16 protein-coding genes are annotated in these 17,238 nt (G+C 63.2%); 9 read left to right on the forward strand and 7 right to left on the reverse strand.

The window, feature by feature from the left end:
* The first annotated feature begins 1 nt into the window (after position 1).
* The 5 genes from D886_RS0121505 to D886_RS0121525 all read left to right on the forward strand — a co-directional run bounded on the left by D886_RS0121505 (position 2) and on the right by D886_RS0121525 (position 3,209).
* Positions 2–736, forward strand: coding sequence for an adenosylcobinamide-GDP ribazoletransferase (locus D886_RS0121505; protein ID WP_027595873.1), 735 nt, complete (start codon positions 2–4; stop codon positions 734–736).
* An 85-nt stretch (positions 737–821) separates the two neighbouring features.
* Complete coding sequence (locus D886_RS0121510; RefSeq protein WP_027595874.1) at positions 822–1,226, forward strand: MarR family winged helix-turn-helix transcriptional regulator; 405 nt, start codon at positions 822–824, stop codon at positions 1,224–1,226.
* A gap of 63 nt (positions 1,227–1,289) precedes the next feature.
* The gene (locus tag D886_RS0121515) at positions 1,290–2,492 is read left to right on the forward strand and encodes an MFS transporter (RefSeq protein ID WP_027595875.1); all 1,203 of its coding nucleotides are present in this window, start codon (positions 1,290–1,292) and stop codon (positions 2,490–2,492) included.
* On the forward strand, positions 2,489–2,611 hold the full coding sequence (locus D886_RS28625) for a hypothetical protein (protein ID WP_256215250.1): 123 nt from the start codon (positions 2,489–2,491) through the stop codon (positions 2,609–2,611). The genes D886_RS0121515 and D886_RS28625 overlap by 4 nt, the downstream gene beginning before the upstream one ends.
* A gap of 46 nt (positions 2,612–2,657) precedes the next feature.
* Positions 2,658–3,209 carry a glutathione peroxidase gene (locus tag D886_RS0121525; protein ID WP_027595876.1) on the forward strand — a complete coding sequence of 184 codons (552 nt, stop codon included), beginning with the start codon at positions 2,658–2,660 and terminating at the stop codon, positions 3,207–3,209.
* Between the two features lie 136 nt (positions 3,210–3,345).
* Here D886_RS0121525 and D886_RS0121530 read toward each other — a convergent pair whose 3' ends face one another.
* Positions 3,346–3,606: a DUF2798 domain-containing protein gene (locus D886_RS0121530; protein WP_027595877.1), complete on the reverse strand. Its 261-nt coding sequence runs from the start codon at positions 3,604–3,606 to the stop codon at positions 3,346–3,348.
* A 115-nt stretch (positions 3,607–3,721) separates the two neighbouring features.
* Here D886_RS0121530 and D886_RS0121535 point away from each other — a divergent pair, with 115 nt between their 5' ends.
* Complete coding sequence (locus D886_RS0121535) at positions 3,722–4,651, forward strand: LysR family transcriptional regulator (protein ID WP_027595878.1); 930 nt, start codon at positions 3,722–3,724, stop codon at positions 4,649–4,651.
* A gap of 42 nt (positions 4,652–4,693) precedes the next feature.
* Here the strand turns inward: D886_RS0121535 and D886_RS0121540 are convergent, their stop codons facing one another.
* From D886_RS0121540 to D886_RS0121550, 3 genes are all read right to left on the reverse strand, one after another.
* On the reverse strand, positions 4,694–5,959 hold the full coding sequence (locus D886_RS0121540; RefSeq protein WP_027595879.1) for an OmpP1/FadL family transporter: 1,266 nt from the start codon (positions 5,957–5,959) through the stop codon (positions 4,694–4,696).
* Between the two features lie 146 nt (positions 5,960–6,105).
* Positions 6,106–6,588, reverse strand: coding sequence for a hypothetical protein (locus tag D886_RS0121545; RefSeq protein ID WP_027595880.1), 483 nt, complete (start codon positions 6,586–6,588; stop codon positions 6,106–6,108).
* Positions 6,589–6,837: 249 nt separating this feature from the next.
* A complete protein-coding gene (locus D886_RS0121550) occupies positions 6,838–7,062 on the reverse strand; it encodes a hypothetical protein (RefSeq protein ID WP_027595881.1) in 225 nt (74 codons plus the stop codon).
* Positions 7,063–8,017: 955 nt separating this feature from the next.
* On the opposite strand from D886_RS0121550, the gene D886_RS0121560 reads away from it, so the two are divergent.
* Both D886_RS0121560 and rmuC read left to right on the forward strand, forming a co-directional pair.
* A complete protein-coding gene (locus tag D886_RS0121560) occupies positions 8,018–8,437 on the forward strand; it encodes a tetratricopeptide repeat protein (RefSeq protein WP_027595883.1) in 420 nt (139 codons plus the stop codon).
* A 194-nt stretch (positions 8,438–8,631) separates the two neighbouring features.
* Positions 8,632–10,005: a DNA recombination protein RmuC gene (gene rmuC / locus D886_RS0121565; RefSeq protein WP_172960404.1), complete on the forward strand. Its 1,374-nt coding sequence runs from the start codon at positions 8,632–8,634 to the stop codon at positions 10,003–10,005.
* Here the strand turns inward: rmuC and D886_RS0121570 are convergent.
* Together D886_RS0121570 and D886_RS0121575 are read right to left on the reverse strand one after the other, a co-directional pair.
* Positions 9,977–13,453, reverse strand: a complete 3,477-nt coding sequence (locus D886_RS0121570; protein WP_027595885.1) for a hybrid sensor histidine kinase/response regulator — start codon at positions 13,451–13,453, stop codon at positions 9,977–9,979. The genes rmuC and D886_RS0121570 overlap by 29 nt on opposite strands.
* A 232-nt stretch (positions 13,454–13,685) precedes the next feature.
* Positions 13,686–14,864, reverse strand: coding sequence for an MFS transporter (locus D886_RS0121575; RefSeq protein ID WP_027595886.1), 1,179 nt, complete (start codon positions 14,862–14,864; stop codon positions 13,686–13,688).
* Positions 14,865–15,008: 144 nt separating this feature from the next.
* Between D886_RS0121575 and D886_RS0121580 the strand changes: the two genes are divergently transcribed.
* Positions 15,009–16,886, forward strand: a complete 1,878-nt coding sequence (locus D886_RS0121580) for an MFS transporter (RefSeq protein ID WP_027595887.1) — start codon at positions 15,009–15,011, stop codon at positions 16,884–16,886.
* A 10-nt stretch (positions 16,887–16,896) separates the two neighbouring features.
* Here the strand turns inward: D886_RS0121580 and sugE are convergent, their stop codons facing one another.
* Positions 16,897–17,214: a quaternary ammonium compound efflux SMR transporter SugE gene (sugE, locus tag D886_RS0121585; RefSeq protein WP_019470182.1), complete on the reverse strand. Its 318-nt coding sequence runs from the start codon at positions 17,212–17,214 to the stop codon at positions 16,897–16,899.
* Positions 17,215–17,238 lie beyond the last annotated feature (24 nt).

The raw sequence follows: 17,238 nt of genomic DNA on the forward strand, positions 1-17,238 counted from the left end.
CATGCTGCCGTTCTGGATTGCCCTGCAGTTTCTCAGCAGCTTGCCGGTGAGCTTGCCGGGCATGCCGGCGCCGCAGCAAGTAGGCCGCTCGCTGTTGTGCTACCCACTGGTCGGGCTGCTGTTCGGCCTGCTGTTGTGGCTGGCCAATCACCTGCTGCACGGCACGCCCGCGCCTTTGCACGCGGCGTTGCTGCTGGCGCTGTGGGTGTTACTCAGCGGCGCCCTGCACCTGGATGGGTTGGCCGACAGCGCCGATGCCTGGCTGGGTGGCTTCGGCGACCGAGAGCGCACGCTGCGGATCATGAAAGATCCGCGCAGCGGGCCGATCGCTGTTGTGACCTTGGTGCTGGTGCTGTTGCTGAAGTGCTGTGCGTTGTGGGTACTTGTCGAGCGTGGGGCAGGGTTTGAGCTGCTGCTGGCACCGGTGGTGGGGCGTGCGGCGATGCTGGGCCTGTTCCTCTGTACACCTTACGTACGCCCCGGTGGCCTGGGGCAGGCGCTGTCCGAACATCTGCCGCGCGCTGCTGCTGGGTGGGTATTGCTCGCCAGTGCAGCCCTGTGCCTTGCAGTGGGCGGTTGGGGCGCGATCTGGGTGCTGGTTGCAGCCGTGGCTGTGTTCGCCTGGTTGCGGCGCCTCATGTGTCGGCGCCTGGGCGGCACGACCGGGGACACCGCCGGGGCGATGCTCGAGTTGCTGGAGCTGACCGTGGTGCTGGGGTTGGCGCTGGGCCTCTGAATCACCTGCAAGCGATCTCGCACGCCGCTGTCCGTCATGATGAAACTTCTTGCAACACCCCTGACGCGGGTATATACACGTATCCATGCTGACCAGTGAATGCATCTGTACCCATCTGCGTCGTGCCGCCCGTGGGGTGAGCCGGCATTATGACGAGGCCCTTGCCGGCTTCGGCATCAATGTCGCCCAGTTTTCCCTGTTGCGGCACTTGCAGCGGCTCGACCGCCCGAGCATCACCACCTTGGCCGAGGCCATGGGCCTCGAACGCAGCACCTTGGGGCGCAACCTGCGGGTGCTCGAAGCCGATGGCCTGGTGGCCTTGGCTGACGGCGACGACCAACGCAACCGCGTGGTGCTGCTGACCGAAGCCGGTAAGGCGCTGCTGCAAGCAGCTTACCCGGCCTGGGAGCAGGCCCAAGGGTTGCTGGTCGAGCGCTTGGGCGTAGGGCAGCGTGACGAGTTGGTGCGCTTGCTGGAACAACTGGCTTGAGCTGATGCGACTATAAGCGGGTATATACCCGCAAAACCTTGCGATGTGCTGGAGATAACGACAATGACTTCGGTGTGGCGAACCAGCGGGTGGGTGCTTGTGGGGGCAGCGTTGATACTGGCGCTGTCCTTGGGTGTGCGACACGGTTTTGGCCTGTTCCTGGCGCCGATGAGCGCCGACTTTGGCTGGGGGCGTGGTGTGTTTGCCTTCGCCATCGCTTTGCAGAACCTCATCTGGGGGCTGGCACAACCGTTCGCCGGCGCCTTGGCTGACCGCGTGGGCGCGGCGCGCGTGGTGATCATCGGTGGCATTCTCTACGCCGCCGGGTTGATGTTCATGGGGATGGCCGACTCTGCCTGGTCGCTGTCGTTGAGCGCTGGCCTGCTGATTGGCATTGGCCTTTCCGGTACCTCGTTCTCGGTCATCCTGGGTGTGGTTGGGCGTGCCGTGCCGGCCGACAAACGCAGCATGGCGATGGGTATTGCGAGTGCGGCCGGTTCATTCGGCCAGTTCGCCATGCTGCCCGGCACCCTTGGCTTGATCGAGTGGCTGGGCTGGTCCGCGGCGTTGCTGGTCCTGGGCCTGATGGTGGCACTCATCGTACCCCTCGTCGGCCTGTTGCGTGACCGCCCGCTGCCCAGCCATGGCGCCGAACAGACCTTGGGCCAGGCCCTGCGTGAAGCCTGCTCGCATACCGGGTTCTGGCTGCTGGCGCTGGGCTTTTTCGTCTGCGGGTTCCAGGTGGTGTTCATCGGCGTGCACCTGCCGGCCTACCTGGTCGACCAGCACCTGGCTGCGACCACGGGCACCACGGTGTTGGCACTGGTGGGCCTGTTCAACATCGTCGGCACCTTCACCGCCGGCTGGCTGGGCGGGCGCATGTCCAAGCCGCGCCTGCTCACAGGGCTTTATCTGCTTCGCGCAGTCGTGATCGTGTTGTTCCTCTGGGCGCCTGTGACCCAATTCAGCGCCTACCTGTTCGGCATCGCCATGGGCCTGCTGTGGCTCTCTACCGTCCCGTTGACCAACGGCACAGTGGCGACACTGTTTGGTGTGCGCAACCTGTCGATGCTGGGCGGCATCGTGTTCCTCTTCCACCAGCTGGGCGCCTTCCTGGGCGGCTGGTTGGGCGGGGTGGTCTACGACCGCACGGGCAACTACGACCTGGTCTGGCAGATTTCGATCCTGCTCAGCCTGCTGGCCGCCGCCCTCAACTGGCCGGTACGTGAACGCCCGGTCGCCCGCCTGCAGGCCCAGGCCGCATGAAGCGCTACCTGGCCCAAGGCTTGCTCGCCGCTGCCGCGATCGTGCTGCTGGCGCTGGTGTGGTGGGGGTGGCACCAGGGTGGGTTGGCGTTGATGCAACTGGGCATGGGGGTTTGTTAAGCGCTACCCTGCAAGTTCAAGGATTGTCTTGCGGGAGAAACGAACGATGCGTGCACATTGGTTGACGGTGCCTGTGCTGGCCCTGCTTGCCGCCACGTCGAGCTGGGCTGCGGATTGCCCGGCCGTGTTGCAGGGCAGCCTGCCCGAACTGCGTGGCAAAGGGCAGGTTGATCTGTGCCAGCGCTTTGCCGGCAAGCCGCTGGTGGTGGTCAACACGGCCAGCTATTGCGGGTTTGCGCCGCAGTTCGAGGGGCTTGAGGCGACGTACAAGGAGTACCACGAGCAGGGCTTGGAGATGCTCGGTGTGCCTTCTAATGACTTCAAGCAGGAAGATGCCGACAGCGAGAAGATTGCCAAGGTCTGCTACGCCAATTACGGGGTGACCTTCACCATGACCAAGGCCCAGCCGGTGCGTGGCAAGGATGCGATCCCGCTGTTCAGCGAGCTGGCGAGCCAGAGCAATGCGCCGAAGTGGAATTTCTACAAATACGTAGTGGATCGCAAGGGCAAGGTGATTGGCAGCTTCTCTAGCCTGACCAAGCCGGACGACCCGGCCTTCAGGGCAGCGATCGAGAAGGCCATCGCATCGCAGCCATAGTGCCGCTTTTTTTGTAGGAGCAGCCTTGTGCTGCGAAGAGGCCGGTGCAGGTATCTGCTATGTCTGTTGCCTGTGCCGGCCTCTTCGCAGCACAAGGCTGCTCCTACAAAGGGTGTGGTGATCAATGAGGGGGGCGTTAATGGGGGTGAACGGTAATCGCCACCAGCCGTAGCACCACCGGCCTGACCATCAGCACGCAGAGGAACGCCACCGGCATGGCCAGTTGGTAGGCCTTCAATACGTTGCTCAGATACTGCGGGTTCACCCCGGCGTTGGCCGCAGTGATCACGAAGCACATCAATAACGCCATGATCGACGACATGTAGAAGGCGAACACGTACGGTGTGGCACTGGGGCGCAGTTTGCGCCGGCTGCGCGTAGGGGACAGGTTGCTCATGCGAACTCCAGAAAGATGAGTGGAGGCGCAGGTTAGCAATCGTCGGTGGCAGGGCTGTAGACCATCGTCATTGAGTTCTTTATAAAGAGATTCTTACGAATCCCAAGGGCTCGACATGGACTTGCTCAATGCCATCCGCAGCTTCATCAAGGTGGTAGAGGCCGGCAGCATCGCTGCCGGGGCGCGCAGCCTGGGGCTCAGCCCGGCGGCGGTGAGCCAGAACCTCGCACGCCTCGAAGCGCATCTGCAGGTGCGCTTGCTCACCCGCACCACGCGCAGCATGGCTTTGACCCCCGCCGGCACGCTCTACTACGAGCGGGTCAGGCAGGTGGACCGAGACCTTGCCCAGGCCGAACTGGCCGTCACAACCCCCGACAGCGAGCCCCAAGGCCGCCTATGCATTGCCTCGACCTCGGCCTTCGGTCGCCATGTGCTGGCGCCCTTGATCCCGGCATTCAGTGCCCGTTATCCCCAGCTTTCGATAGAGTTGGTAACGACTGATCGACGGGTCAACCATGCACGCGAGGACGTCGATGTCAGCCTGCGCATCGCCCCGCAGCTGGAGGACCACCTGCTGGCGAGGCACATTGCCCGTTTTCCGTTCATCTGCTGCGCCTCTCCCGGTTACCTGGCAAGCGCCGGCGTGCCTGCCACGCCCGAGGCGTTGCGCGAGCACCGCTGCCTGGTGTTCCGCTACCCGGTCGACGGCCGCTTCCTGCGGTGGGGCTTCATGCGCGACGGGCTGCGTTTTGAAGCGGATTTCGGCACTGTGCTGATCAGTGACGATATCGACGCCCTGACGCAGATGGCCCTGCACGATGGCGGCATCACGCGTCTGGCTGAGTTCATCGTGCGGCCTTACCTGGCGTCCGGCGCGCTGGTGCCTGTGTTCGAATACAGCGACAACGGCCAGGCCTATGCCCAGACCGAGCCGATGGATATCTACCTGTGCCTGGCCGATCGTTTTGCCATGACCGCGAAGGTGCGCGCATTCATGGACTACCTGCATGAATGCCTGGGTGACAGCTGGAAGATCCAGGCATGAAAAAACCGCCACGAGGGCGGTTTTCCATACTGCGGGTGCGACTCAGAAGCGGTAGGTGAGGGATGCACCGACGCCGTGAGCGCTGTTTTCGTACTTGGCCTGGTAGCTGCCTTTGGTCGCGCTGACCTGGTTGACCTTGGTGTCCTCTTCCCACAGGTAGGAATACGCCACGTCGATGGTCATGTCTTCGCTTGGGCTCCAACCGGCACCCAGGCTGAACACCTTGCGATCGCCAGTCGGGATGCGCGGTGAACGGTCGTGGTTGTTGGTTGGCGACTGGTCGACGGTGAAGCCGGTACGCAGTACCCACTCCTTGTTGACCTTGTACGACGCGCCAATGGCGTGTGCCCAGGTGTCGTGCCAGTTCTGCTCTTCGGTGATGGTCTGGAACGCCGAACCTGCCAGCGGTGCCGGCACATCGTTCTGCACGGTGATGTCTTCCAGGCGGCTCCAACGGGTCCAGGTGCTGCCTGCGTACAGGGTCCACTGGTCGTCGAGTTCGTGGGTGACCGAAAGATCGACAGACTCAGGCGTCTTGATCTTCAGGGTGGCATCGAACTTGTTGCCGTTGAACGGACCGATCAGCGGGGTGCTGACGCGGGTCTTGCCTTCGAGCTTGTAGTCGACCATCGAGTGGTAGGTCAGGCCGACGCGGGTGCTGTCGGTGGCCTGGACCAGGATACCGATGTTGTAGCCCACGGCGGTGTCATCGCCCTTGATCTTCACTTCGCCGTCGTTGCGGCCAGGGCTGAACGGGTTGATCAGGCTCGAGCCCAGTTCACCCTTGATGCGGTTGATGGTTGGACCGAAACCGATCGAAACCTTGTCGTTGAAGGCGTAGCTGACGGTTGGCTGGAAGGTCACCACCTCGACGTGGCTCTTTTTGCCCCAGTAGCGAGCAGCATCGTCGCTGCCGTAGTCGGTCACCAGGCCGAAGGGCACGTAGACGCCGAAACCGACGCTCCAGTGATCATCGATCGGCTTGACGTAGTAGCCCATGGGTACGCCAACGACAGGCACCATGTCACCATCGGTTTCCCCCCCGAGGTTGCTGCCACGGCCCGAGATATCGGACTTGGCGATGACGGCGGCGCCGCCCACGGTGATCTGTTCGCGCTTGAGGCGGGACATGCCGGCTGGGTTGCCAAACACGGTGCTGGCATCTTCGGCAGAAGAAGAACGTCCCGCGAAACCTGTCCCCATGCTGCTGATGCTCTGTTCGTTCAGGGCAAAGCCGCTGGCGAGCAGTTGGCTGGAAGCAAGCGCAACGGCTACACCGAGGGAGGTTTTGAGCATTACTTTTTTCATTATTAGAAACTCCTTGGGATCTCCGGGGCGAAAAGCTACCAACAAATTGCCCGCCGCGCTATAGCCTCAATCACAGGAGATAGAGCGGTTTTGTAGGACAATCCGACCAAAATTCCATTTTTTCCGGTAAAGCTGTAGGGCGTTTCTTAAGATGCCTGAGGCAATCTCTGATCTATGCAGGTATGCCAGGCGTGGGTGAAGTCGCGCAGGCGACCCTGAGGGTGGAAAACCTGGCGCCAGATGCGTGCCAGGCCCAGCAAGTCGTCAGCGGCAGGCAGGGGCGTGGCTTGCGCCTCGACCAACATCCAGGCGATGGCGGTGGAATAGCGAAGGTTTACCGTGAGTTCCAGGTGGGGGCCGCCAAGAAAGGCGTGTTGGCTGGCCAGGCCGCGGACCAGGCTGGCGAGGTCAGGGTCGCGGGCGAGATACTCGTCCCAGAGCGCCTGGTGACGGGTTTCGCCGATGCGGTAGAGGCCATGGCCACGCCGGTCGTGCAAGGCTGAGCCGAGGGCCGACTGGCTGGCGGCGATGCCCAGTAGCAATGCTTCAGCGCTAGGGCAGTGTCGGTCCAGGTAGACCAGGGTGGGTCGGATCACATACAGACACAATTCATTCGCCGCGATACCCATGATGCCCTCGAGCAAGTAAGGGCCGGACGGGCGCTGGAGCTTGGCAGCTGGTGAATGATCAGGCCCGCCGGAAGCGGTTAGCACCGCTCGAGTTGAAGTGTAGTGTGATAATCGTGGTGTAAAGAGCTGTTTTTAAATCGATTGCTGCCTGACGTTCGAGGCTATATGCCATGGGGCAATTACGCCAAGAACGATCAGGCAGGCTACCTGGGCAATGATTCAGCGCCTGAATGCCGCCGTATTCGCCGCTCACGCGGTGAGCGACTGACGGGTCCGGGCGATCACTGCCTGCAGGGGTTCCTTGCGGCTGTACTGTTCAGGGTACAGGCGTTCGGTGTGGCAGGCGACGCCGTGTTCGTCCACCAGGGTAAAGCTGAAGCTGCCCTTGCGAGGGGCAACGATAAGGCACTTCAACGGCGAGAAGGCCTGGGAAAGGGTGCCAATGGCAGCCTGAATGTGTGGATGAGTTTGCATATTATTGGAGGTTCCTGCTTTAAACACGGAGGGTATGATCCATGCATGATAGAAACGTTCCAGTGACGCCTTTATTAAGGGACGAAACGAACCTGACTGGAACAAAGCAGCCAGAGAGAGCGCAATCAAATGTGGGCGCTTGGGCTGACTGGTAGGTACTTAAGAGGGCAGGCAGCACGCCGGGGCCAAGGTTCTAGGCCGTCGGGGTGGAATCCTGATCAATCTGCAAGGTGATTCGTGCTTGGGCAGCGTTTGGCTGGCGAGGGAATCATCGAGTGTGGCCGGTCCTGGTTTCAGCAATGCCTGCTTTTGGGAGAGCAGCGTTGCAAGGACGCTTCTGGCCAGAATTGACTTTCAGCTTGGTACTAACGAGGCGCACCTTACCGCAGATAAAGTGCTTTGGCAAGTGTTTGTGCACCTGCCCAGGCTAGCCGAGCAGTATGGCGCTTCTTTCGCGGGCTGGGAAGGGGGGCAAAGGGCTGTCATTACCGAGGATGTGCTGTTTTTGTGCACCCAAATGAAGGCGTGAGGGGCAGTTGTTCACATTTGGCGCGCACGCTGTAACACACCCGCAACAGCCCTCTACAGCGTCGCCAATGCCTTGACTGGTGAGTTAAGTCAATGAAAAAAAACACTAATTTTAGCTGGTGAAAAAATCGTCAGTTTGACTGGAGGCCCCATTTCACGGGGGTTTAAGGGCCACCGAAGGGGGTTGTCCACCGAGTTATCCACAGGAACTGTGGATTGTCCCAAGCGCTTGCTCTAGGACGGGTGTGCCAGCAACCCAAGGAACTGTCGGACAATCTTCGGGCGCCGCTAGACCGGTTGGTCATCCACTCGAAAACGTCAAGAAAAGATCATCGAAATTTTTTTTCAATCCTCCAGAAATCGACAGGCCATGCCAGGAAAAATGGAGTAGAGTGGCGCGCCTTTCGAGTCACCTTGCCTGTTGCTCATGAAGTTTCGCGGTAAACACCTCGCCAACCCTGCTGACGCCTCCTCAGTGCCTCCACCCAAACGCTTCTCCCTGAAAGTGGCCCTGTGGTTGCTCGACAGCCCGCGCCTGGGTGACAAGCCTCAGGTCAAGCACTTGGCAGGCCGCTTGCTGAAACAGCCAGCGCGCCAGGGCGTGGTGGTGGCCCAGAGCCGGCTGGGGCAGATGCTGTGCCGTGATTGCGGCAATGCCCGCGACCGGCGTATCGGCCACGCGCTGCTGCGCCAGGCTGCCCGCGCCGGTGATCGCCGCGCACAGCTGGAATATGCCCGGTTGTGCCAGGCCAACGAGCCGGACCAAGCCCGCTACTGGCTGGAGCTGGCCGCTGCGCAGGGCTCGCAGGAAGCGCGGCGGCTGCTGGGGCAGTGGTTTTCCGGTTGATGGTGACGCGTGAAAAGGCGCAAGGCCAGTTCCCAGGCTGATAAGCTGCGCAGCATTCATCATGTTCGATCGGGGTAACCATGACAGTGGATCTGGCCAGCATTTTGCTGGGCTTGGTGGTAGGTGCGTTGCCCTGCCTGGTGTGGGTCATGCAGGTGCAGCGTCGCCAGGGCGCCCGACAGGGTGAACAGGCCCTGCTCGAAGAGCGCCTCAACGCTGCCCAGTTGTCCCTGGCCGGGTTGCAGGCGCAACTGGACGCCAGCCGCGACGAAGTCAGCGACCTCAGCGAAGCCAACACCGTCAAGCAAGCCCAGCTGGCAGCCCAGGGCCGTGAGCTGGAGTTGCTGCAGATCGACCGCGACAATGCCCGCGATGCCGCCCACGCCTGGAGCCTCGAACGCGCCAACCGTGAAGCCGAGTTGCGCCGTCTGGAAGCCCAAGGCGCACGCCTGGAGGCGGAGCTGCGCGAGCAGCAGGAAAACCACCAACAACGCCTGGAAGACCTGCAAGAGGCCCGCGACACCCTGCGCGCCCAGTTCTCCGACCTGGCCACGAAAATCTTCGACGAGCGCGAGCAACGCTTTGCCCAGACCAGCCAGCAGCACCTGGGCCAACTGCTCGACCCGCTCAAGGACCGCATCCAGGCCTTTGAGAAGCGCGTCGAGGAAAGTTACCAGCAGGAGTCACGCGAGCGTTTCTCCCTGGGCAAGGAACTGGAGCGCTTGCAGCAGCTCAACCAGCGCCTGTCCGACGAAGCTACCAACCTCACCCAGGCCCTCAAGGGCCAGAAAACCCAAGGCAACTGGGGCGAGATGATCCTGGAGCGGGTACTGGAGCACGCGGGCCTGGAGAAGGGCCGCGAATACCAGACCCAGGTCAGCCTGAAGAGCGCCGATGGCGAGCGTTTCCAGCCCGATGTACTGATCATGTTGCCCGGCGACAAGCAGGTCGTGGTCGACGCCAAGGTCAGCCTCACGGCTTACCAGCAGTTTGTTGGCAGCAATGACGAGGCCGCGCTCAAGCAGCATGTGCAGTCGTTGCGCAGCCACGTCAAAGGCCTGTCAAGCAAGGACTACAACCGCCTCGAAGGCCTGCACAGCCTGGATTTCGTCCTGCTTTTCGTGCCCATCGAGGCCGCTTTTTCGGCGGCCCTGCAGGCCGAGCCCAACCTGTTCCAGGAAGCCTTCGACCGGCACATCGTGATTGTCAGCCCGACCACGCTGCTGGCCACACTGAGGGTGATCGACAGCTTGTGGAAGCAGGAACGCCAAGGCCAGAACGCCCGCGAGATCGCCGAGCGCGCCGGCTGGCTGTATGACAAGTTCGTGCTGTTCATCCAAGACCTGGACGAGCTAGGCAACCGCTTGCAGCAGGTGGACAAGGCCTACGCCGCGGCGCGCAACAAACTGTGCGAAGGGCGTGGCAACCTGGTCAGCCGCAGTGAGCAGCTCAAGCTCTTGGGTGCCCGTGCCAGCAAGAGCCTGCCGGCAGACTTGCTGGAGCGGGCGCTGTCCGATGAAGCCCTGCCGGACGAAGCGGTTACTGAACCAGGCTCAGATGCCGATTGAGCAGGGCGCGCAAAGCTGCTGGCTTGACCGGCTTGGCCAGGTAGTCCAGGCCTGAGGCATGCACCAGGGCGATGGTCTCTTTGCTGCCGTCGGCGCTGATCACCACCCCAGGCACCGGCTCGCCCAGCCGGGCGCGTAGCCAGCCCATCAGCTCGGTGCCGGTTTCGCCGTCGTCCAGGTGGTAGTCCACCAGCGCCAAGTGTGGGCGCATACCGTTGGCCAGCAAGGCCTCGCATTCGGCGCGGTTGCGGGCGGTCCAGACCTGGCAGCCCCAACGGCTGAGCAGGCTGTTCATGCCAATCAGGATGCTGTCTTCATTGTCGATGCACAGCACCTGCAGCCCGGCCAGCGGTTGGCCCGTCTGCTCCGCCGGCGCGCTGGGCGCGGGCGCCGCCTGGCGGGCGATCGGGACGCTGACGCGGAACACCGTGCCTTTGCCGGGCCATGAGCGCACTTCCAGGCTATGGCCCAGTACCCGGCACAGGCCGTCGGCGATGGCCAGGCCCAGGCCCAGGCCTTTTTCGGCACGGGTCTGGTGGCTGTCCAGGCGTTTGAACTCCTGGAAAATCTCTTGCAGCTTGTTGTCGGCGATCCCCGGGCCGCGGTCCCACACTTCCAGCCACAGGCGTTCGCCCTGGCGGCGGGCACCCAGCAGAATCGGGCTTTTGCCATAGCGCAGGGCGTTGGTCAGGAAGTTCTGCAGCACGCGGCGCAGCAACTTCATGTCGCTGTCGACCCGCAGGCGGCTGCCGCGCAGGCGGAACTCCAGCCCTTTCTCGGCGGCCAGTACCTTGAACTCGGCGCCCAGGGTGTCGAACAGCTCGTTGAGGGCGAACGGCTTGGCGTCCGGGGTGATCTTGTTGTTCTCCAGGCGCGAGATGTCCAGCAGGTCGCTGATCAGCTCTTCGGCCGAGCGCAGCGAGCTGTCCATGTGCTGCACCAGTTGCTGGGCCTCCTCGTTCATGCCCTCGGCCTGTTGCGACAGGGCGGCGGAGAACAGCCGCGCGGCGTTCAGCGGTTGCATCAGGTCGTGGCTGACCGCGGCCAGGAAGCGGGTCTTGGACTTGCTCACCGCCTCGGCCTGGCTCTTGGCTTCGGACAATGCCTGGTTGAGCTGCGACAGCTCATGGGTACGCTCCGCCACCCGCTGCTCCAGGCTCTCGTTAGCATCGCGCAGCGCCTGTTCGGCTTCGCGGAACGGGGTGATGTCGGTGAAGCTCATGACGAAGCCGCCACCGGGCATTGGGTTGCCGATCAGCTCGATGACCCGGCCGTTGGGGAACAGCCGCTCGGAGGAATGCGCGCGGCCTTGGCGCATCCAGTGCAGGCGCCGCGCCACGTGAACCTGCGCCTCGCCCGGGCCGCACAGGCCGCGCTCGGCGTTGTAGCGGATGATGTCGGCAATCGGCCGGCCGACGCTGATCAGCCCGTCGGGGTAGTTGAACAGCTCCAGGTAGCGGCGGTTCCAGGCCACCAGGTGCAGGTTCTGGTCGACCACGCTGATGCCCTGGTTGATGTTCTCGATAGCCCCTTGCAGCAGCGCACGGTTGAACTGCAGCACTTCGCTGGCTTCGTCGGCGATGCGCACCACGTCTTCAAGCTGCATGTCGCGGCCTTCGATGGCGGCCTTGACCACGGCTCGGGTCGACGACGTGCCGAGCACCCCGGCGAGCAAGCGTTCTGTGTGCTCGATCCAGTCACCGTCGGCGTTCTGGTTGGGGTTGAAGCCTTTGCCCTGCCGGTAGGCGAAGCGGATGAAGCTCTGCCGCGCACGTTCTTCGCCGACGAAGCGCGAGGCCAGTGTCAGCAGGTCATCGATCTGCACCGCCAGCAGCGGTTTGCTGCTAGGGCGGGCGCTGGTCTGCTGGCCGATGAAGCGGCCAGCCTGCCAGTGCTCTGACACCCGCGTGCGCGACAGCACCGACACCCAGGCAAACAAGGTGAAGTTACCCGCCAGCGACAGCACCACGCCTTGGGTCAATGGGCTGATTGGCAGGTTCAGCGGGTTGCCATGCAGCCACGCCAGGCCCGGGAACAGCTCGAGCGACCAACCCACGCTATGGGCGGCAATCGGCAGCACCAGGGTGTAGAACCACAGGAAGATGCCGGCGGCGAGGCCGGCGAACACGCCGCGCCGGTTGGCTTGCTTCCAGTACAGCGCGCCGAGCATGGCCGGCGTGAGCTGGGTCACGGCGGCGAAGGCGATCTGGCCGATGGTCGCCAGGCTCGCGGTCGAACCGAGCAGGCGATAGCTGACATAGGCCAGCAGCAGGATCACCACGATGGTCACCCGGCGTACCGAGAGCATCCAGTGGCGGAACGCTTCGAACGGGCGCTCGGCATTGTTGCGGCGCAGCAGCCAGGGCAGCAGCATGTCGTTGGAGACCATGGTCGACAGCGCCACGGCTTCGACGATGACCATGCCAGTGGCCGCCGAGGCGCCACCGATGAAGGCCAGCAGGGCCAGGCTCGGGTGGGCCTCGGCCAGGGGCAGGCTGATGACGAACGAGTCGGACATCACCGTGCCCGGCAGCAGCATCTGCCCGGCCAGGGCGATTGGCACCACGAACAGCGCAGCCAGCACCAGGTACATCGGGAACACCCAGCGGGCCAGGCGCATGTCCTGCGGTTCGATGTTCTCCACCACGGTGACATGGAACTGCCGTGGCAGGCAGATGATCGCCATCATGGCCACCGCGGTTTGCACCACCATCGACGGCCAGTTGATGGTCTCCTGCCAGTAGCTTTCCAGCTGGATCGACTGGCGCGCCTGGCTGAACAGGTCGTCAAAGCCGTCGTACAGGTTGAACACCACGAAGATGCCCACGGCCAGGAACGCCAACAGCTTGATCAACGACTCGAAGGCAATCGCCAGGACCATGCCGCGGTGGTGCTCGGTCACGTCCAGGCTGCGCGTGCCGAAGACGATGGCGAACAGTGCCAGCACCAGCGATACCACCAGCGCGGTGTCCTGCACGCGGGTGCCGGTGGCGTCGGCGTTGGCGCCGATCAGCAGGTTGACGCCGAGCACGATGCCTTTGAGCTGCAAGGCGATGTAGGGCAGCACGCCGACCAGGCAGATCAGCGCCACTACCACGGCCAGGGTCTGCGATTTGCCGTAGCGCGCGGCGATGAAGTCGGCGATCGAGGTGATGTTCTGCTGCTTGCTGATCAGCACCATCTTCTGCAGCACCCAAGGTGCGAAAATCAGCAGCAGTACCGGGCCCAGGTAAATCGGTAGGAACGCCCAGAGCTGTTCGGCAGCCTGGCCGACGGCACCGAAGAAGGTCCAGCTGGTGCAGTACACGGCCAGCGACAGGCTGTACACCCAGGCACGCAGCTTCGGCGGCAACGGTGTGCTGCGTCGGTCGCCGTAAAAGGCGATGGCGAACATGATGGCCATATAGGCCAGGGCGACCACGGCGATCAGCCCACTGGACAACGACATGAAAACTCCGGAGCAAAAAAGGTAACGCGGTCCCGATCAATCAGTCTGGCACGCAGGCGCAGGTTCGTCAGCGCCGACGATGGTCGCAGTGGCGAGTCGTCGCAGGGATCGGCCTACACCTGTACTGGCCTCTTCGCGGGTAAACCCGCTCCCACAGGAACACCACCGGCTTGAGCGCTGCGCAGTACCTGTGGGAGCGGGTTTACCCGCGAAGAGGCCGGTACAGACAACATCAATACCTGCGGGTACCCCGCCAGTAAAACACCCCCGCCAGTATCACCGACAACACCAGCAGGTAGAAGATTACCCCCGGCCACCAGTGCCCGAGGGCAAACCCGACCATCACCGGCCCCAGCGCCGCGCCCAGGTTGGACAGGTTCTGTGCGCCGTAATACACCCCGCGCAGGTGCTCTGGGGCGATCAGGTCGATGAACATGTACTCGGCGGGTATCACGATGATTTCTCCCAGGGTGAACACCAGCATCGCCAGGCACCACATCGGCACCGTGCTTGCCCATGAAAACCCCAGCAGCCCGGCGATGAACAGGCCCATCCCGGCCAGCAGCCAAGGCATCAGGCGCTGGCGACTGATACGCCGGCCGATCAGGTATTGCAGGGCAATCACCGTGATCGCGTTGGTGGTCACCAGGTAGCCGACCAGGCGCGCCGCCTCGGCCGGGCTGGTGGTCACTATCAGGTACTGCGACAGGTAGGCCCCGAACTGGCCGAACACCACGGCGCTGAGCACACCGCCCAAGGTGAAGTACACCAGCCGCCGGTCACGGGCCAGGCCTAGCGCTACTTGCGCGAAAGTGGCCCCCGGTTGCGCCAGGGCCGCGGCCTGTAGGCCACGGTCGCCCAGGCGCTGATAGGTCAGGCCCGTTCCCAGGCCGATCAACGCCGACGCTATGAAGGGCAGGTGGTCGTCCAGCTCCAACATGGCCACCCCCAGCAACGGGCCGGCGGCGTAGCCGACGTTTCTCAAGGTGTAGTTGATGGCGAACACCTCGGCGCGTTCAACCACCGGCAACAGCGCGCAAAAGCCGGCTTTGGCGGCAATGTCGACCACGGCCAGGGCCAGGTTGATCAGTACCAGGCACAGGAAGAACAGCGCAGCCGAGGGGCTGGCCATGGCGCCGACGAACGCCAGGGCAAACACCAGGGTGCTGACGACCACCAGCGTGTGAGTGCGTACGGTGTCCACCAGGTGGCCGCCGTACAAGCTCAGCAGCGAGGCGATGATCAGCGCGCCGCCAATCAACAGGCCGATCTGGCTCACCGGCAGCTGGAAGTTGTTTGCCAGGTATACCACCAGAAAGGGCAGGGTAAGGGCGCGGGCCAGGGTCAGGGTAAAGGTGGTAGCCAGCAGCAGGCGTACGGCCGCTGGGTAGCGCTTGAGGGCGGCGATCATTGCCACTTCCTTGTCGTTGGGGGTTGCCGGGTATCAGCATAAGTCCGCAGAGGGCTTGTCAGCAGTAAGCTTTACCCTGCAGATTTGTGGCTTTTCGCGCCCTGCGCGCCTCCAACGCTAAAAGCCCCTCAGGGAACAAGGACGATGAGTCACACCTCGCAATTCACCTTGCTCGGCAAGCGGCGCTTCCTGCCGTTCTTCATCACCCAGTCGCTGGGTGCGTTCAACGACAACCTGTTCAAGCAATCGCTGATCCTGGCGATCCTGTTCAAGCTCAGCCTGGGGGACGGTGACCGTTCGATCTGGGTCAACCTCTGCGCGTTACTGTTCATCCTGCCGTTCTTCCTGTTTTCGGCGCTGGGCGGGCAGTTTGGCGAGAAGTTCGCCAAGGATGCGCTGATCCGTGCGATCAAGCTGGCCGAGATCGGCATCATGGCCATCGGCGCCTTGGGCTTTATCACCAATCACCTTGCGTTGATGCTGGTGGCGTTGTTCGGCATGGGTACCCATTCGGCGCTGTTCGGGCCGGTGAAGTATTCGATCCTGCCCCAAGCCCTGCGTGAAGAAGAGCTGGTGGGCGGTAACGGGCTGGTCGAAATGGGCACCTTTTTGGCGATCCTCGCCGGCACCATCGGCGCCGGGGTGATGATGTCGTCGGCCAGCTATGCCACGGTGGTGGCCGGGGGCGTGGTGGGCACTGCGGTGCTGGGCTATTTGGCCAGCCGCTGGATCCCGCGCGCCGCCGCGGTGTCGCCGCAGATGCGCCTGGACTGGAACATCTTCAAGCAGTCCTGGGCGATCCTGCGCATGGGCCTGGGGCAGACGCCTGCGGTGTCGCGCTCGATCGTGGGCAACTCGTGGTTCTGGTTCGTCGGCGCCATCTACCTGACCCAGATCCCGGCGTACGCCAAGGACTGGCTGCATGGCGACGGCACTGTAGTGACCCTGGTGCTGACCCTGTTCTCGGTGGGCATCGCCCTCGGCTCGCTGCTGTGCGAGCGGCTTAGCGGGCGCAAGGTGGAAATCGGCCTGGTGCCGTTCGGCTCGTTCGGCCTGACCCTGTTCGGCCTGCTCTGGTGGTGGCATTCCGGCGATGTGCCGGCGGCGGCGCTGCCGCACGACTGGCTGGCGCTGCTGGGCATGAGCCAGGCCTGGTGGATCCTGGTGTCGATTGTCGGGCTCGGGGTGTTCGGCGGCTTTTATATCGTGCCGCTGTATGCCTTGATCCAGGCGCGCACGGCCGAAGATCAGCGGGCCCGGGTGATCGCCGCCAACAACATCCTCAATGCGTTGTTCATGGTGGTTTCGGCAATCCTCACCATCGTCCTGCTGGGGTTGGCCGAACTGACCATCCCGCAGTTGTTCCTGGTGGTGTCGTTGCTCAACATCGCGGTCAACGCCTACATCTTCAGGATCGTGCCCGAGTTCACCATGCGCTTCCTGATCTGGCTGCTCAGCCACTCGATGTACCGCGTGGAGCACCGCGACCTGGAGCGCATCCCGGATGAAGGGGCGGCGCTGCTGGTGTGCAATCACGTTTCGTTCGTTGACGCGCTGCTGCTCGGCGGTGCGATTCGCCGGCCGATCCGCTTTGTCATGTACTACAAGATCTACAACCTGCCGGTGCTCAACTTCGTGTTCCGCACCGCAGGTGCCATCCCGATTGCCGGGCGCGGTGAGGACGAGGCCATTTACGAGCGTGCCTTCGCGCGTATCGCCGAGTACCTGGCGGCGGGTGAGTTGGTGTGTATCTTCCCGGAGGGTAAGTTGACCGGTGATGGCGAGATCGATGTGTTCAAAGGCGGGGTCAACCGCATTCTCAGCGAAACCCCGGTGCCGGTGATTCCCTTGGCGTTGCAGGGGCTGTGGGGCAGTTTCTTCAGCCGAGACCCGGGCAAGGGGTTTTTCAAGCGCTTGTGGTCGCGGGTGACCATCGTGGCTGGCACCGCCATCCCGGTGGAGGCGGCGCAGCCGGATGCGTTGCGTGAGCAGGTCAGCCGCTTGCGCGGCGACCTGCGTTAGCGCGCGGGGGTCAGCTGGCGCTGACTTTCAGGCCGATCAGGCCACAGACGATCAGCGCCACACTGACCAGCCGCACCAAGGCCATGGATTCGCCAAACAGGATGATCCCGGCGATGACCGTGCCCACAGCGCCGACGCCCGTCCAGATGGCATAGGCGGTGCCCAGCGGCAGCTCCTTCATGGCCAGGCCCAGCAGGCCGAGACTGATGACCATGGCGCCGACGGTGAGTACGGTGGGGATTGGCTTGCTGAAACCGTCGGTGTATTTCAGGCCGACGGCCCAGCCGACCTCGAACAGGCCGGCGAAGAAAAGAATGATCCAGGACATGCTGTGTCTCCATCGTTGTAAAGG

The sequence above is a fragment of the Pseudomonas sp. LAIL14HWK12:I7 genome (assembly GCF_000483465.1).
Classification (GTDB): domain Bacteria; phylum Pseudomonadota; class Gammaproteobacteria; order Pseudomonadales; family Pseudomonadaceae; genus Aquipseudomonas; species Aquipseudomonas kermanshahensis.

Excerpts from the sequence above, each read along its gene's own strand:
- D886_RS0121530 (WP_027595877.1), bottom strand. The coding sequence starts at position 3,606 with ATGAGCAACCTGTCCCCTACGCGCAGCCGGCGCAAACTGCGCCCCAGT.
- sugE (WP_019470182.1), bottom strand. The coding sequence starts at position 17,214 with ATGTCCTGGATCATTCTTTTCTTCGCCGGCCTGTTCGAGGTCGGCTGG.
- D886_RS0121550 (WP_027595881.1), bottom strand. The coding sequence starts at position 7,062 with ATGCAAACTCATCCACACATTCAGGCTGCCATTGGCACCCTTTCCCAG.
- D886_RS0121540 (WP_027595879.1), bottom strand. The coding sequence starts at position 5,959 with ATGAAAAAAGTAATGCTCAAAACCTCCCTCGGTGTAGCCGTTGCGCTT.
- D886_RS0121570 (WP_027595885.1), bottom strand. The coding sequence starts at position 13,453 with ATGTCGTTGTCCAGTGGGCTGATCGCCGTGGTCGCCCTGGCCTATATG.
- D886_RS0121560 (WP_027595883.1), top strand. The coding sequence starts at position 8,018 with ATGAAGTTTCGCGGTAAACACCTCGCCAACCCTGCTGACGCCTCCTCA.
- D886_RS0121505 (WP_027595873.1), top strand. The coding sequence starts at position 2 with ATGCTGCCGTTCTGGATTGCCCTGCAGTTTCTCAGCAGCTTGCCGGTG.
- D886_RS0121525 (WP_027595876.1), top strand. The coding sequence starts at position 2,658 with ATGCGTGCACATTGGTTGACGGTGCCTGTGCTGGCCCTGCTTGCCGCC.
- D886_RS0121545 (WP_027595880.1), bottom strand. The coding sequence starts at position 6,588 with ATGGGTATCGCGGCGAATGAATTGTGTCTGTATGTGATCCGACCCACC.
- D886_RS0121575 (WP_027595886.1), bottom strand. The coding sequence starts at position 14,864 with ATGATCGCCGCCCTCAAGCGCTACCCAGCGGCCGTACGCCTGCTGCTG.
- D886_RS0121510 (WP_027595874.1), top strand. The coding sequence starts at position 822 with ATGCTGACCAGTGAATGCATCTGTACCCATCTGCGTCGTGCCGCCCGT.
- D886_RS0121535 (WP_027595878.1), top strand. The coding sequence starts at position 3,722 with ATGGACTTGCTCAATGCCATCCGCAGCTTCATCAAGGTGGTAGAGGCC.
- D886_RS0121580 (WP_027595887.1), top strand. The coding sequence starts at position 15,009 with ATGAGTCACACCTCGCAATTCACCTTGCTCGGCAAGCGGCGCTTCCTG.
- D886_RS28625 (WP_256215250.1), top strand. The coding sequence starts at position 2,489 with ATGAAGCGCTACCTGGCCCAAGGCTTGCTCGCCGCTGCCGCGATCGTG.
- D886_RS0121515 (WP_027595875.1), top strand. The coding sequence starts at position 1,290 with ATGACTTCGGTGTGGCGAACCAGCGGGTGGGTGCTTGTGGGGGCAGCG.